At 70.4% G+C, this 15,000-nt stretch carries 15 protein-coding genes; 8 read left to right on the forward strand and 7 right to left on the reverse strand.

Features of this window, described 5'->3' with window-relative positions; genetic code table 11:
• Positions 1-113 precede the first annotated feature (113 nt).
• From DY218_RS26715 to DY218_RS26735, 5 genes are all read left to right on the forward strand, one after another.
• Positions 114-878: a lysophospholipid acyltransferase family protein gene (locus DY218_RS26715; protein WP_128558690.1), complete on the forward strand. Its 765-nt coding sequence runs from the start codon at positions 114-116 to the stop codon at positions 876-878.
• A gap of 66 nt (positions 879-944) precedes the next feature.
• A complete protein-coding gene (macS, locus tag DY218_RS26720) occupies positions 945-2,180 on the forward strand; it encodes a MacS family sensor histidine kinase (protein WP_128558691.1) in 1,236 nt (411 codons plus the stop codon).
• A complete protein-coding gene (locus DY218_RS26725) occupies positions 2,177-2,908 on the forward strand; it encodes a response regulator (RefSeq protein ID WP_233521916.1) in 732 nt (243 codons plus the stop codon). Before macS ends, DY218_RS26725 begins: the two co-directional genes overlap by 4 nt.
• 125 nt (positions 2,909-3,033) lie before the next feature.
• Positions 3,034-4,062, forward strand: coding sequence for a 6-phosphofructokinase (locus DY218_RS26730; protein ID WP_128558692.1), 1,029 nt, complete (start codon positions 3,034-3,036; stop codon positions 4,060-4,062).
• Positions 4,063-4,211: 149 nt separating this feature from the next.
• Positions 4,212-5,219 carry a 2-hydroxyacid dehydrogenase gene (locus DY218_RS26735; protein ID WP_128558693.1) on the forward strand — a complete coding sequence of 336 codons (1,008 nt, stop codon included), beginning with the start codon at positions 4,212-4,214 and terminating at the stop codon, positions 5,217-5,219.
• Here the strand turns inward: DY218_RS26735 and DY218_RS26740 are convergent.
• Together DY218_RS26740 and DY218_RS35910 are read right to left on the reverse strand one after the other, a co-directional pair.
• Entirely contained in the window at positions 5,159-7,087 is a 1,929-nt protein-coding gene (locus DY218_RS26740; RefSeq protein ID WP_128558694.1) for an anthranilate synthase family protein, read from the reverse strand. The two genes, DY218_RS26735 and DY218_RS26740, sit on opposite strands and share 61 nt — an antisense overlap.
• A 107-nt stretch (positions 7,088-7,194) precedes the next feature.
• A complete protein-coding gene (locus tag DY218_RS35910) occupies positions 7,195-7,251 on the reverse strand; it encodes a trp operon leader peptide (RefSeq protein WP_407703692.1) in 57 nt (18 codons plus the stop codon).
• Positions 7,252-7,412: 161 nt separating this feature from the next.
• Here DY218_RS35910 and DY218_RS26750 point away from each other — a divergent pair, with 161 nt between their 5' ends.
• Complete coding sequence (locus tag DY218_RS26750; protein WP_128558696.1) at positions 7,413-8,765, forward strand: class II 3-deoxy-7-phosphoheptulonate synthase; 1,353 nt, start codon at positions 7,413-7,415, stop codon at positions 8,763-8,765.
• A 204-nt stretch (positions 8,766-8,969) separates the two neighbouring features.
• On the forward strand, positions 8,970-9,206 hold the full coding sequence (locus DY218_RS26755) for a (2Fe-2S)-binding protein (RefSeq protein WP_233521917.1): 237 nt from the start codon (positions 8,970-8,972) through the stop codon (positions 9,204-9,206).
• Between the two features lie 40 nt (positions 9,207-9,246).
• Here DY218_RS26755 and bfr read toward each other — a convergent pair whose 3' ends face one another.
• Positions 9,247-9,726 (reverse strand): bacterioferritin, encoded by a 480-nt coding sequence (gene bfr, locus DY218_RS26760; protein ID WP_128558698.1) that lies wholly within the window; start codon positions 9,724-9,726, stop codon positions 9,247-9,249.
• A gap of 171 nt (positions 9,727-9,897) precedes the next feature.
• On the opposite strand from bfr, the gene DY218_RS26765 reads away from it, so the two are divergent.
• Positions 9,898-10,524, forward strand: a complete 627-nt coding sequence (locus DY218_RS26765; RefSeq protein WP_128558699.1) for a sulfite oxidase-like oxidoreductase — start codon at positions 9,898-9,900, stop codon at positions 10,522-10,524.
• A 28-nt stretch (positions 10,525-10,552) separates the two neighbouring features.
• On the opposite strand, the gene DY218_RS26770 is transcribed toward DY218_RS26765, so the two are convergent.
• The 4 genes from DY218_RS26770 to DY218_RS26785 all read right to left on the reverse strand — a co-directional run bounded on the left by DY218_RS26770 (position 10,553) and on the right by DY218_RS26785 (position 14,995).
• Entirely contained in the window at positions 10,553-11,095 is a 543-nt protein-coding gene (locus DY218_RS26770) for a DUF4396 domain-containing protein (protein WP_128558700.1), read from the reverse strand.
• A gap of 68 nt (positions 11,096-11,163) precedes the next feature.
• Positions 11,164-12,063 (reverse strand): deoxyribonuclease IV, encoded by a 900-nt coding sequence (locus tag DY218_RS26775; RefSeq protein WP_128558701.1) that lies wholly within the window; start codon positions 12,061-12,063, stop codon positions 11,164-11,166.
• A gap of 57 nt (positions 12,064-12,120) precedes the next feature.
• Positions 12,121-14,091, reverse strand: a complete 1,971-nt coding sequence (pknB, locus tag DY218_RS26780; protein ID WP_199566864.1) for a Stk1 family PASTA domain-containing Ser/Thr kinase — start codon at positions 14,089-14,091, stop codon at positions 12,121-12,123.
• Positions 14,092-14,200: 109 nt separating this feature from the next.
• Entirely contained in the window at positions 14,201-14,995 is a 795-nt protein-coding gene (locus DY218_RS26785; RefSeq protein ID WP_128558703.1) for a thiazole synthase, read from the reverse strand.
• Between the last annotated feature and the right edge of the window lie 5 nt (positions 14,996-15,000).

The following is a 15,000-nucleotide window of genomic DNA, read 5'->3' on the forward strand; positions in this document are numbered from 1 at the left end:
GACCGGACCGACACCGACCAGGGCCGTCGGGACTCCCGACGGCGCGCCAGTGCCGGGGACCGGCACCGCGTCACGGGTTAAGGTCTGTTCGACGGAACAGAAAGGCACCTGCGTTGATCTACGGCGTGATGAAGCTGACCGTCGGCGGGTCCCTGAAGACTGTCTTCAGGCCCTGGGTGGAGGGCCTCGAGAACGTCCCTGCCGAGGGGCCGGCGATCCTCGCGAGCAATCACCTCTCGTTCTCGGACTCCTTCTTCCTGCCCGCGGTGCTCGACCGGAAGGTCACCTTCATCGCCAAGGCGGAGTACTTCACCTCGCCAGGTGTCAAGGGCAAGCTGACGGCGGCGTTCTTCAAGGGCGTGGGCCAGCTCCCGGTCGACCGCTCCGGCGGTCGCGGTGCCGGCGAGGCCGCCATCCGCAGCGGCATCTCGGTCCTCGAACGCGGCGAGCTGTTCGGCATCTACCCGGAGGGCACCCGCTCGCCGGACGGCCGTCTCTACCGCGGCAAACCGGGCGGCCTCGCGCGCGTGGCCCTCGCCACCGGAGCACCGGTCATCCCGGTCGCGATGATCGACACCGAGAAGATCCAGCCGCCCGGCAAGGTCGTGCCCAAGCTGATGCGCCCGGGGATCCGCATCGGTGAGCCGCTTGACTTCAGCCGTTACCACGGTCTGGAGGGCGACCGCTTCGTACTGCGCTCGGTCACCGACGAGGTGATGTACGAGATCATGAAGCTCTCCGGGCAGGAGTACGTCGACATCTACGCGACGGCGGCGAAGCGGCAGATCGCGGAGGCGGCCAAGAAGCAGGCGGAGCTGGAGAAGGCCCGCAAGGCCGAAGGAGACGGGCCCTCGGACGAGTCGTCCGGACCCGGTTAGGACCACAGGTGCCCGGTCGCGCCCCCGGTCGGGGCGGCGGAGGCGGGCGAAGGCGAGGTGGGGGAGATGGCGCGACGCGAACGCGTGCTGCGGATGTCGGTCGAGCTGCCGCTGTGGCGGGCGCTGACCGCCTACCGCGTACTGACGATGCTGTACGCGGCCGCCCTGTTCGTGCACAACCGGGCGGACTACGAACGGCCCTGGGTCGGCTACGCCTTCCTCGCCGTGCTCGCCGTCTGGACCCTCGCCACCCTGCCGAAGGTGGCCAACGAGGCCAGCTGCACCCGGCGCTTCCTGGCCGCGGACCTCACCGTGGCCCTCACCGGGATACTCCTGACCCCGCTCGCCGACGTCGACCGGGGCGACGGGCCGACCCTGCCGTCCATCTGGACCGCGGGCGCCGTCCTCGCCTTCGCCGTCAAGGGCGGCTGGCGCTGGGCGGCCCTGGCGTCCTCGCTCGTCGCGGCGGCCAATCTCGTCCAGCGCGGCACACCGAGCCAGGACACCGTGCACAACGTGCTGCTCGTCTGGGTCGCCTCCATCGCCATCGGCTACGTCGTCGAGGTGGCCCGTGCCTCCGAGCGCACCCTGGCCAGGGCCCTGGAGATCGAGGCCGCCACCCGCGAGCGCGAGCGGCTCGCCCGGGACATCCACGACAGCGTGCTGCAGGTCCTGTCCATGGTGCAGCGCCGCGGCACCCAGCTCGGTGGCGAGGCCGCGGAGCTCGGCCGGATGGCGGGGGAGCAGGAGGTGGCGTTGCGCAGTCTGGTCGCCGGCGGCGTGGTCCCGGTGTCCCGCGCCTGCGACGACGCCTCGCAGGGCGCCCTGGTCCGCGAGGTCGACGACACCGACACCACCACAGATGGAACAGCCGGACCCGACGGCCCTCGCGACCTGCGTAGCCTGCTCACCCCGTACGCCGGCTCGCGCGTCACTCTCTCCGAACCGGGCGCCCCCGTCCTGCTCCCCGCGCACGCCGCACGCGAGCTGGCCGCCGCCGTCGGCGCGGCCCTGGACAATGTGCGCCGGCACGCGGGCGACGAGGCCCGCGCCTGGATCCTGATCGAGGACTGGCCGGACGAGGTGATCGTGACCGTGCGCGACGACGGCCCCGGCATCCCGGACGGACGCCTGGCCCAGGCCGAGGGCGAGGGCCGGCTCGGCGTCGCCCAGTCCATCCGCGGCCGGCTCCGGGACATCGGCGGCACGGCCGATCTGATCTCGATGCCCGGGCAGGGCACCGAGGTCGAACTGAAGGCACCGAAGCAGCGAGACGACAACCGGGGGAAGGCGACACGATGACAGGCGCGGACGACACCACGGGGACCGAGCGGGACGGGGCGGACCCCATCAAGGTGATGGTCGTCGACGACCATCCGATGTGGCGCGACGCCGTCGCCCGCGACCTCGGCGCGGAGCCCGGATTCGAGGTCGTCGGCACGGCCGGCGACGGCGAGCAGGCGGTACGCAGGGCCAGGGCGGTCGCGCCCGACGTCCTGGTACTCGACCTCAATCTGCCGGCCAAGCCCGGCGTCCAGGTCTGCAAGGAACTCGTCCGCGCCGACCCGGCCCTGCGCGTCCTGGTCCTCTCGGCGAGCGGCGAGCACGTCGACGTGCTGGAGGCGGTCAAGTCGGGCGCCACCGGCTACCTGCTCAAGTCGGCCTCCACCGAGGAGCTGATCGACGCGGTGCGCAGGACGGCCGCCGGCGACCCCGTCTTCACCCCGGGTCTCGCGGGCCTGGTCCTCGGCGAGTACCGCCGGCTCGCCTCCGAGCCGGCCCCGGCGACCGCCGAGGAGCCCTCCGCCCCGCAGCTCACCGACCGCGAGACCGAGGTGCTCCGGCTCGTCGCCAAAGGCCTGAGCTACAAGCAGATCGCCGAGCGCCTGGTGATCTCCCACCGCACCGTCCAGAACCACGTCCAGAACACCCTCGGCAAGCTCCAGCTGCACAATCGCGTCGAGCTGGTCCGGTACGCCATCGAGCGCGGCCTGGACGAGGAGCCTCCGGATTCCGCTCGCCCTCGTTGACCCCACCGTCGAGCCGTAGATCAACACCTCCCTCTTTCAAGGGAATTGACGTCCCGACCATCCCGGAGTGACCTGGATCACCATTAGCGTGGCCGCACACAGCCACGCGGTGAAGGGAAGTTTCCATGCGGGTCGGAGTACTGACCGGAGGAGGCGACTGCCCCGGGCTCAACGCCGTCATCCGGGGCATCGTCCGCAAGGGCGTTCAGGAGTACGACTACTCATTCATCGGCTTCAAGGACGGCTGGCGAGGGCCGCTCGAGGGTGACGCGGTGCCGCTCGACATCCCGGCGGTGCGCGGCATCCTGCCGCGCGGCGGCACCGTCCTCGGCTCCTCGCGGACCAACCCACTCAAGGAGCAGAACGGCATCCGGCGGATCAAGGAGAATCTCGCCAAGTCCGAGGTCGACGCCCTGATCGTGATCGGCGGCGAGGACACCCTCGGCGTGGCGGCCCGCCTCGCCGACGAGTACGGCGTCCGGGTCATCGGCGTACCCAAGACCATCGACAACGACCTGTCGGCCACCGACTACACCTTCGGATTCGACACCGCGGTCGGAATCGCCACCGAGGCCATCGACCGGCTGCACACCACGGCCGAGTCCCATATGCGGGTCCTGGTGGTCGAGGTGATGGGCCGGCACGCGGGCTGGATCGCCTTGCACTCGGGCCTGGCCGGCGGGGCCAACGCGATCCTGATCCCCGAGCAGCGCTTCGACGTGGACCAGGTGTGCTCCTGGGTGAGCTCGCGTTTCCGTGCCTCGTACGCACCGATCGTGGTGATCGCCGAGGGCGCGATGCCGCGCGACGGCGAGATGGTGCTGAAGGACGGCTCGCTCGACTCGTACGGCCACGTCCGGCTCTCCGGTGTCGGTGAGTGGCTGGCCAAGCAGATCGAGGACCGTACCGGCAAGGAGGCCCGTACGACCGTGCTCGGGCACGTCCAGCGCGGCGGCACCCCGAGCGCCTTCGACCGCTGGCTCGCCACTCGCTTCGGCCTGCACGCCATCGAGGCGGTACGGGACGGGGACTTCGGGAAGATGGTCGCGCTGCGCGGCACGGACATCGTGCGCGTGCCGATCGCCGACGCCACCGCCCGGCTGAAGACGGTCGACCCCGAGCTGTACGAGGAGGTCGGCGTCTTCTTCGGCTGAGGTGCGCCCGTCGGTTACCCGGCCGGCGCACGCCGGACGCTCCGGAGTGTCCCGGCCGGGACACCGCCGTATATTCGCCCTGACCGGCACAGTGCGCAGAGCGCGCGAAAGCCGCAGGGACGAACGGCTACGAGAAGGCGGGACCAGACGTGGAGATCCTGGCATTCGGCGTGCAGTCCGACGAGCGGCCGCTGCTCGAGAAGGCCTTCGCGGGCCACCACGACATCCGCTGTCTGGACGTCTTCCTGGACGAGGACACCGCCCTCATCGCGGCCGGCCACGAGGTCATCTCGACCAGCGTCAACGCCAGCCTCAACAACCGCGTCCTGCAGACCCTGGCGGCCGGCGGCACCCAGTTCATCGCCCAGCGCTCGACCGGCTTCAACAACATCGACCTGCAGGTCGCCGAGCGGCTCGGCCTGACCGTGGCCCGGGTCTCGTACTACTCGCCGTACTCGGTGGCCGAGTTCGCCTGGACCCTCGCGATGGCCGTCAACCGCCGCATCGTCCGCGCCGCCGGCCGCACCCGCGACTTCGACTTCCGCCTCGACGGATTGCTCGGCCGCGATCTGCACGGCCGCACCGCGGGCGTGCTCGGCACCGGCAAGATCGGCGAGGCCTTCGCCCGGATCGCCCACGGCTTCGGCATGCGCCTGCTCGGCTGGGACGTCGCCGAGAACCCGGCCTGCGTCGAGCTCGGCATGGAGTACGTCGACAAGGACCGCCTGCTCGCCGAGTCCGACCTGGTCAGCCTGCACGTACCGCTGCTGCCCGCCACCGAGCACCTGATCGGCGCGGCACAGCTCAAGTCCATGAAGGACGACGCGATCCTGGTCAACTCCAGCCGCGGCGGCCTGATCGACACCGAGGCGCTGGTCGGCGAGCTGCGCCAGGGCCGCTTCGCCGGCGTCGGCCTGGACGTCTACGAGGCCGAGGCCGGGCTGTTCTTCCTCGACAAGTCGATCCAGGGCATCGAGGACGACACCCTGGCCCGCCTCGTCACCTTCCCCAATGTGGTGGTGACCTCGCACCAGGCGTACTACACCGTGGACGCCGTCGGCGAGATCATCGCCACCACCCTGCAGAACGTCCTGGACTACACCGAGGGCCGCCGCAGCGAGAACGTCCTGGTCCCCGTCCTGCCCTCCACCACCTGACGCACCAGTTCCGCCACCACGGCCGGGCCGCGCAGCGTGAGCACCGACTCGGGGTGGAACTGCACCCCGGCGAAGCCCGGACCGCTGAGCGCGTGCACCTCGCCGGTGGCCGCGTCCCGGGCCACCCGCACCCCGTGCGCGTCCAGTTCGGCCGCGTCCTCGTCGTCGCAGCGCGCCACGAAGCTGTTGTAGAAGCCGACGGTCTCCGGACGGCCGAAGAGATCGATCCGCAGCTGCGCCCCCTGGTACGGGACCTGCTTGCGGACGATCTCCAGGCCCAGCTCGGCGGCGAGCAGCTCGTGGCCCAGACAGACCCCGAGGATCCCGTGCCGGTGCTCGCGCACCGCCTCTGCCGCGAGCTCCCGCAGGAACCGCATTTTCGGATCGCCGAGATCCGAGGGGTCGCCGGGGCCGGGGCCGAGCACCAGCGGTCCCTCGTGGGCGCGCACCACGTCCCGCAGCCCCGGCTCGTCGTAGCGCCGGACCTGCACGTCGAGCCCCGAGGAACGCAGCAGATGCGCCAGCATCGAGGTGAAGGTGTCCTCGCCGTCGACGATCAGCGCGCGCCCGGTCAGTTCCCCGGTCCGCTCCTGCATCCGCAGCCAGAACGGCGCGAGCGAGGCACGCCGGGAGTCCAGGGCCTCCTGCACCCGCGGATCGTCCGCGAGCCGCGGACCGGCGTCCTCCGTTCGCCTCCGCCCGGGACGTACACCGAGCGCGGCCAGCACTCCGGCCGCCTTGGCATGCGTCTCGGCCACCTCCGACCGCGGATCCGAGTCGCGCACGAGCGTCGCGCCGACCGCCACCTTCACGCGCCCGTCCGCCGCGATGTCGGCGGTCCTGATCAGGATGGGGGAGTCCAGGGTCTGCGCCCCGCCGGAGTCCCGGCCGATCAGGGCAAGGGCCCCCGCGTAGTAGCCGCGGCCGGCACCGTCCGATCCGGCGGGCTCGTATCGCTCGATCACCCTGCAGGCGTTCTGCACCGGCGACCCCGTGACGGTCGCGGCGAACATGGTCTCCTTCAGGACCTCGCGCACATCGAGCGAGGAACGACCGCGCAACTCGTACTCCGTGTGCGCGAGATGGGCCATCTCCTTCAGACGCGGACCGACCACCACTCCGCCCATGTCGCCGACCGTGCACATCATCTTGAGCTCCTCGTCGACGACCATGGACAGCTCGGCCGTCTCCTTGGCGTCGTCGAGGAAGCGCAGGAGATCGTCCGCGCTCGGTGCCCGCTCGGGGTAGCGGAAGGTGCCGCTGATCGGATTCATCACGACGGTCCCGCCGCTCATCCGCACATGCACCTCGGGGCTCGCGCCGACAAGCGTGCGCCCGTGGGGGCCTCCGGTGTGCACGACGTACGTCCAGTACGCCCCACGCTCTCCCTCCAGGAGCCGGCGGAACAGGGCGAGCGCATCGGCCCGTGAGAAGCCGTCGATCCGGCCCTCGAAGTTCCGGCGGATGACGAAGTTCGCGCCTTCGCCCCTGCCGATCTCGTCACGCAGCACCCGCTCGACGATCTCCGCGTAGGCCTCGTCGTCCACGTCGAATGCACCGTCGGTGACCTGCACCCGGTGCGCGGGCAGCTGCTCGAGTGCCTCGGCCACGGTCAGCTCGTACGTCTGCTCCGCGGTCAGCACGGTGAGCGGTGTCCCGTCGTCGCGTACGTCGAAGCCGCGCTCGGCGATCTGCCGGAACGGCACCAGAGCGAGCACGGGCAGCGGGCTCTCGGGGATGTCGGCGAGACGCCCGGCCTCGTGGGTGGGACCGGTCAGCACCTCGACGATGTCGTGGTCGCGGCCCGGTGTGCGGCGGCGCAGCAGGGCGAAGGGCGGGCAGTCGTCCTCGAGCAGACGGCTCAGCATGGTGTTCCTTCCCGTCGGATCACAGCGGAGTGCGAAGGGGGAGGAACGGCCCGGACATGCAAGAAGGCCGCCCCTCGGGCGGCCTTTGCGAGTGTGGGTACGCGCAGTCAGTGGGCCGCCGGTCGAGCGGTCCACCACCAGTCACGGGTCGTGTGCGCGAACATGCCAGGCACCCTAGCGGACACCGGCGAGTACCGGCACTCCCGTCTCACGCCCAGGTCACCCGTACGAGCGAGCGGCCCGGCGTCACCGCGGAGCTGGACAGCGCGTCTCAGCAAGTGGTCCCCGCGCAGACCACGCCGAGCGACCCCGTAATGTTGACGAGGTGACCGTGAACGCTAAGACCACCGCATCCGGTGGCAACACCTGGCGAGACCTTCCCGCGGCGCAGCAGCCCGAGTACCCCGATGCCGAGGCGCTGCGCGATGTGATCGCGGACCTCGAGTCGTATCCCCCGCTGGTCTTTGCCGGCGAGTGTGACCAGCTGCGCGCCCGCCTTGCGTCCGTCGCCAAGGGGGAGGCGTTCCTGCTCCAGGGCGGCGACTGTGCCGAGGCCTTCGACGCGGTGTCGGCCGACCACATCCGCAACAAGCTCAAGACGCTCCTCCAGATGGGCGCCGTCCTCACGTACGCCGCCTCCGTGCCTGTCGTGAAGGTCGGCCGGATCGCCGGCCAGTACTCGAAGCCGCGCTCCAAGCCGACCGAGACCCGCGACGGCGTGACCCTGCCGACCTACCGCGGCGACTCCGTCAACGGCTTCGACTTCACCGAGGAGGCCCGGGTCCCGGACCCCGAGCGCCTGAAGCGGATGTACCACGCCTCCGCCTCGACGCTGAACCTGGTCCGCGCCTTCACCACCGGCGGCTACGCCGACCTGCGCCAGGTGCACGCCTGGAACCAGGACTTCGTGAAGTCGTCCCCGTCCGGCCAGCGCTACGAGCAGCTCGCCCGCGAGATCGACAACGCGCTGAACTTCATGCGCGCCTGCGGCACCGACCCGGCCGAGTTCCAGACGGTCGAGTTCTACTCGTCCCACGAGGCGCTGCTTCTCGACTACGAGACCGCCCTGACCCGTACCGACTCCCGCACCGGCAACTGGTACGACACCTCCGGGCACATGGTCTGGATCGGTGAGCGCACCCGCCAGATGGACGGCGCGCACATCGAGTTCGCCTCCCAGGTGCGCAATCCGATCGGCATCAAGCTCGGTCCGACGACGACGCCGGAGGAGGCGCTGCAGTACATCGAGCGCCTCGACCCGGACCGCGAGCCGGGCCGGCTCACCTTCATCGTGCGGATGGGCGCGGACAAGATCCGCGACAAGCTGCCGACGCTGGTCGAGAAGGTCACCGCCTCGGGCGCGCAGGTCGCCTGGGTGACCGACCCGATGCACGGCAACACCTTCGAGGCCGCATCGGGCCACAAGACCCGGCGCTTCGACGATGTGCTCGACGAGGTCAAGGGCTTCTTCGAGGTGCACAAGAGCCTGGGCACCCACCCGGGCGGCATCCACGTCGAGCTCACCGGCGACGACGTCACCGAGTGCGTGGGCGGCGGCGACGAGATCTTCGTCGACGACCTGCACCAGCGCTACGAGACGGCCTGCGACCCGCGGCTCAACCGCAGCCAGTCGCTCGACCTGGCGTTCCTGGTCGCGGAGATGTACCGGGACCAGTAGGTCCCGCCGGGGCGGACATACCACTGTGGGGCGCGGATCGATGTGATCCGCGCCCCACGGCGTTTCGTAGCCGGAGCGGGCCGGGTAAGGTTAGGTTAGCCTCACCGATTCATCGGGACAGGCACGACGGATCGATCCCGAACGAAGCCCGGGGAGGTGAACCGCTTGTACGTGTGCTCTTGCTTCGGCGTCACGGAGCAGCAGGTGAAGCAGCACGCGGACGCCGGTGCGTGCACCCCGCGGCAGATCGCCTCCGCGTGCAAGGCGGGCACCGACTGCGGTTCCTGTGTCCGTCGTATCCAGTCCCTGCTCGGCCGGGGCGCTTGCCCGCGGCGCGAGCTGGTGGACCAGGGCGCCACGGCGGCCGCGCTGGCCGCCGAAGCGGTGGGGGTCGCCGAGCCCGCGCCCGTCGTCCGGCCCGGACTGCCGGAAGCGGCCTGAGGCCCTTTCCGTCCGTGCGGCTCCGCCCGTCCGGCCGCGCTCAGCTCTCCGGCTGCTCGATCAGCTGCGCGATGTAGAGCGGCTCCCCGAGTTTCTCGACGAGCTCCAGCTGGGTGTCCAGATAGTCGATGTGGTGCTCCTCGTCCTCGAGGATCGACTCGAAGATGTTCGCCGAGGTGACGTCGCCCTTGGCGCGCATGATCTCGATACCGCGCTTCAGCCGGTCGATGGCCTCGACCTCGATCTGCCGGTCCGCCTTGAACATCTCGGTGACCGTCTGGCCGACCCGGACGTGGAACAGCCGCTGGTAGTTGGGCAGTCCGTCGAGAAAGAGAATCCGGTCGGTGAGGATCTCGGCGTGCTTCATCTCGTCGAAGGACTCGGCGCGGGTGTATTTCGCGAGCTTCGTCCAGCCGAAATTGTCCTGCATCTTGGCGTGCAGGAAGTACTGATTGATCGCGGTGAGCTCAGCGGTCAGCTGCTCATTCAGGAATTCGATGACCTCGGGGTCGCCCTGCATGGCAGAGGCTCCTTCCAGGCGCGTTCGGGGCAGGTGCGCGCATCCTTGCATCGGCGCCGAGGGTCGTCCAGTAAGTACATGCTTAGTAAGTAAGTACAGGCTTAGTAGGAGTTGCCCGAATCGGTGCAGACCTGGTCACCTCCACCCTGCCCGGTCTGTCAGGATGGAGTCATGGGTCAGCCGGAAAGTCGCGGGGTGTCGGAGCAGTCGGAACTTCCGCCAGGACAACGGCTGCAGCGCGGATGGCCGGTCACTCATTACGGCCCCGTCCCCAAATTCCGGCCGGAGCGCTGGGAGTTCAGGGTCTTCGGCGCGACCGCCGACGGTGACAAGCGCTGCTGGACCCATGAGGAGTTCGCGACCCTGCCGTACGAGACCGTGGTCGCCGATCTGCACTGCGTCACGAAATTCTCGATGCTGGGCGCCGAATGGGGCGGGGTGTCGGCCCGGACGCTCCTCGAGATCTCGCCCCCGGCCCCCGATGTCACGCATGTGATGGTCTGGGCCGAGTACGGCTTCAGCTCCAATCTGCGGCTCGCCGACTTCGCGGCGGAGCAGACGATCTTCGCGACGCATCGCGACGGGGAACCGCTCACCGCGGAGCACGGCTTCCCGCTGCGTCTCGTCGTACCGCATCTGTACGCCTGGAAGGGGCCCAAGTGGGTCCGCGGCGTCGAGTACATGACGGCCGATCGCCGCGGGTTCTGGGAGGAGCGCGGCTATCACAACGTCGGCGACCCCTGGCGCGAGCAGCGCTACTCGTACCAGGAGGAGCCGGGCGACGGGCCCGAGTTGTAGCCGGCGGGCGGCGCCTGTCGGTGCCGTCTCAGTGGTGGTACTGATGCACGACGGCGTGGCCCTTGCCGCGGCCGATCATCCACCTGTTGACCGGGGTGGTCACCGCGAAGGCGACCGCGAACGCGATGGCCAGGGCGCCCCAGAACAGGGCGTCGGTCAGATGGGCCTCCATGGCGCCCGGTACGAGCAGCAGTACGCCGTTGTCGACGAGCTCCATCACCGCGATGGACAGGGTGTCCGCGGCGAGCGCGACGCCGATCGCGGCCCTGAGGCCCAGTCCGGCGCGGACCACGGCGAGCAGCGTGAGCGAGTAGCCGAAGACGAAGGCCAGGGCGATCGCGAGGACCATGGTCGGTGCGGTGCCCCAGCCGAGTGCGGTGCCGATCACCATGCCGAGCACTTCGCCGATGGCGCAGCCGGTGAGGCAGTGCAGGGTCGCCCTGGCGGCCATGGCCCAGGTGACGGGGGCTCCTTGGGCGTGTGCGTCGTGGCCGTGCGCTTCGTGGTCGTGCGCGGAGTGCGTGCCGTGCGTGGCGTGTGAAGCGTGCGGGTCGTGCGTGCCGTGCTGCATGCGTGCCCCCAGGGTCGTACGACGGTTCCTGTGACCGATCCGAACCGTATACCCCCTAGGGGTATGACTCAAGGGGTGTGGGCGAGGAGCTGCCGGTCCGGCAGCTCCCGGAGTTCCTTGAGACGGGCCACATCGGCCGCGTGGCCCTCCTTGCCGCCGGGGGTCTCGATGACGAGCGGAACTCCTTCCGTCGCGGGATGCGCGAGCAGTTCGCGGAACGGGTCGAGGCCGATGTGCCCCGCGCCGATGTTCGCGTGCCGGTCCTTGTGTGCCCCGACCACGTCCTTCGAGTCGTTGGCGTGGATCAGTCGCAGGCGTCCTTCGCCGACCGTGCCGACCAACAGATCGAGCGTCTGGCGCATGCCGTCCGGACCGGTGAGATCGTGGCCGGCGGCGAAGATGTGGCAGGTGTCGAGGCAGACACCGAGCCTCGGATGGGCGTCGAGGGCCTCGAAGTACGGGGCGTAGTCCCAGGTGCGCGAGCAGATCGAGGAACCCTGGCCGGCCGTCGACTCAAGCAGGACCTGGGGGTCGTCCTCGTGGGTCAGCTCGTCGAGCAGCGGCAGCATGCGTTCGCGGATCTGCCGCAGCGCCTCCTCGCGATGCCGGCCGCCGGTCGCCGAACCGGTGTGCACGACGACGCCGAGCGCACCGATCTCGCGCCCGCGGCGCAGCGAGTGCCGCAGCGATTCGACGGAGCGGTCGACCGTGGCGGCCGTGTGCGAGGCGAAGTTGATCAGATACGGGGCATGGATGTACGCCGGAATGCCCTCGTCGGCGCAGGCGGTGCGGAATGCCTCGTCCTGCCGCGGACTGCCGGCGGGTGTCGCCCAGCCGCGCGGATTGGCCACGAAGACCTGGACGGTCTCGGCGCCCATCTCGCGGGCGTAGGTGAGGCCGACGGAGGCGAGGCCTCCGGCGACCGGTACGTGGCCGCCGACGGGGTTGCGAAGGTTCCTGCTGGTCACGCCGTCCAGGGTGGCATGCGCTCGGGCCGGGCCCGACAAGGGCCCGGTGTCTGCAGGTCAGCGCACCCGGATGGTGATCTCGCTGCCGCGTGGCGCCTCGTCCCCGCCGTCCACCGACTGGTCCCAGACCTTGTCGCCGATGAACCAGCTCTGGACCTTGACCTTGAAACCGGCGTCCTCGAGCTCCTGGCGTGCCTGGTCCTTCTGCTTGCCCTCGACGTCCGGGACCTCGACCATGTCCTGGCCCTTGGAGATCGTCAGGGTCACCTTGTCGCCGGTGGCGAGGCGCCGGCCCTCGCCGGGGCTCTGGCGAGCGACGTCGCCCTCGTCCTCCTCGGAGAAGATCCGCTCGGGCTTCACCGTGACCTCGAGCCCGGCCCCCTCCAGCTCGCCGCGTGCGTCGTCCAGTGACTCGCCGACCACGTCCGGTACGTCGATCGGGCTGCCCTTGCTGACGGTGAGTGCGACCGCGGTGCCGGGCTTGCGCTTGCTGCCGGCGGCCGGCTCGGTGCTGATCACCGAGTTGCGCGGGACGTCCTCGCTGAAGGCGCGCTTGACCATCCCGGGCTCGAGGCTGCTCTTGTCCAGCTCCTTGCGGGCCTCGGAGAGGGTCTTGTTCTTCACGTTCGGCACCGTGACGATGCGGGGGCCGAGCGAGAGGGTGAGTGTCACCCGGTCGTTGCTGCGGATGCGGTCGCCGGCCTTCGGGTCGCTGTTCATCACCGTGCCCCGGGCGTAGGCGTCGCTGTACTTCCGGTCCACCTCGCGGACCGCGAGCCCGGCGTCCTCGAGGGTGGCCCTCGCCTGCTTCTCGGTCTTGCTGAGCAGCGGCGGTACGCGGGTGAACTGGCCCGAGTTGATGTACCAGACGCCCGCGCCCAGACCGAGGGCGAGCAGGACCGCGGTGACGGTGATGAGCATGCCGCGGCGCGGACCGTGCCAGGCCCGCGCGAACCGGGAGCCCTTGGGTGGGCGGCCTCCGGGGGGAGCGGGCGGCATCTCGAAGCGGCTCGTCCTGTTGAGCTGCTCGTCCCCGGCGGAGCTCGAGGGCTCGGGAAGCCGGAGCTGTCGCGTGCGGGCGGCACCGGCTCCCGCCGCGGCCCGGGAGATTACGCTGGTGCGGTCGTCCGTGTTGGTGTGCTCGGTGCTGCGGGCGCCCGGGGGCACCGCGTCCAGCTGGGCCTCGGTCAGGGTGCCGCGCGCCCGGCGGGTGTCCCCGAGGAGGGCGACCGCGTCCTGCGGGCGGAGCTCGGGATTGCGCGCCGTCCCGGCGGCCACCAGCTCGTCGAGTGCGTAGGGCAGGTCGGGGACGGCGGCGGACGGTGGGGGCACGTCCTCGTTGAGATGCAGGTAGAGCACCTGGGCGGGGGAGTCGCCGGCGTGCGGCTTGCCGCCGGTCAGCATCTCGTAGAGCACCACCCCGCAGGCGTAGACGTCGACGCGGGGGTCGACCGTGCCGGCCTCGATCTGCTCGGGAGCCAGATACGAGACGGTGCCGAGCACGGCACCCGTGGTGTTCGTGACCGTGTCCACCGAGCGGACCAGGCCGAAGTCGGCCACCTTGACCCGGCCGTCGTCCCCGATCAGGACGTTCTCCGGCTTCATGTCGCGGTGCACGAAGCCGGCCCGGTGGGCGGCGCCGAGCGCGGCCAGGACCGGCTCCAGGATGTCCAGGGCGGCACGTGGCTGCAGTGCGCCCCGCTCGCGCAGCACGTCGCGCAGGGTGCAGCCCGCCACGTACTCCATCGCCAAGTACACGTAACTGCCGTCCGTGCCCTGGTCGTAGACCCCGACCACATTCGGGTGGGAGAGCCGCGCCACCGACTTGGCCTCACGGATGAAGCGCTCCACGAACGTGGCGTCCGCGGCGAGGGCGGGGTGCATCACCTTCAGCGCGAGCACGCGGTCGAGGCGGGTGTCCACGGCCCGGTAGACCGTGGCCATCCCGCCGACCGCGATGCGCGCATCGATGCGATACCGCTCGTCGAGCACCTGGCCGACGAGAGGGTCCTGGAGGGTCGTGTCCACGCAGGTGAGTGTACGAGCCGCCGCCGACAGGGCCGTCCGCCCGGTGTGCTCGGGGCCCGCACTGCAGCGCAGCTGTGACCGTTCGGACGGTACTGACGGTCGGCAGACCTCAGAAAGCCGGTCGTTCCGGATCGAGTTGGGCCATACCGGACGTAGGCGATGATGCATGGGCGAAATGCCTCCGCGGGATCCGGCCCGCCCGGTGTGCGAGCCGCCCGGCCTCCACGGCGTGCCGCATCGCCTCGGCCATCAGGACCGGCTCCTGCGCACGGGTCACCGCCGAGGCGAGCATCACCGCGGAGCAACCGAGCTCCATCGCGAGCGCGGCGTCCGAAGCAGTGCCCGCTCCGGCGTCCAGAATCACGGGCACGCGCGCGTGCTCCGCGATCAGCTCGAAGTTGTGCGGATTGCGGATCCCGAGACCCGAGCCGATGGGGGAGCCGAGCGGCATGATCGCCGCGCAACCCACGTCCTGCAGCTTCCGGGCGACCACCGGGTCGTCGTTGGTGTACGGCAGGACCGTGAAACCGTCGTCGACCAGGGTCTCCGCCGCATCGATGGTCTCCACCGGGTCCGGCAGCAGGGTGCGCTCGTCCGCGATCACCTCCAGCTTCACCAGGTCGGTGCCGAGGGCCTCGCGGGCGAGCCGGGCGGTGAGCACCGCTTCGCCGGCCGTGAAGCAGCCCGCGGTGTTGGGCAGTACGCGGATGCCGAGCCGGTCCAGTACGGACAGCACCGAACCCTTCACGGTGGGGTCGACGCGGCGCATGGCCACCGTGGTGAGCTCGGTGCCGGACGCCAGGAGTGCGCGTTCCAGGACGTCGAGACTCGGGGCGCCTCCGGTGCCCATGATGAGCCGCGAGGTGAACGTGGTGGAACCGATGACCAGCGGATCGTCTGCCATGGCCG

Source organism: Streptomyces triticagri (genome assembly GCF_003429565.1).
In the GTDB taxonomy this organism is placed as follows: Bacteria; Actinomycetota; Actinomycetes; order Streptomycetales; family Streptomycetaceae; genus Streptomyces; species Streptomyces triticagri.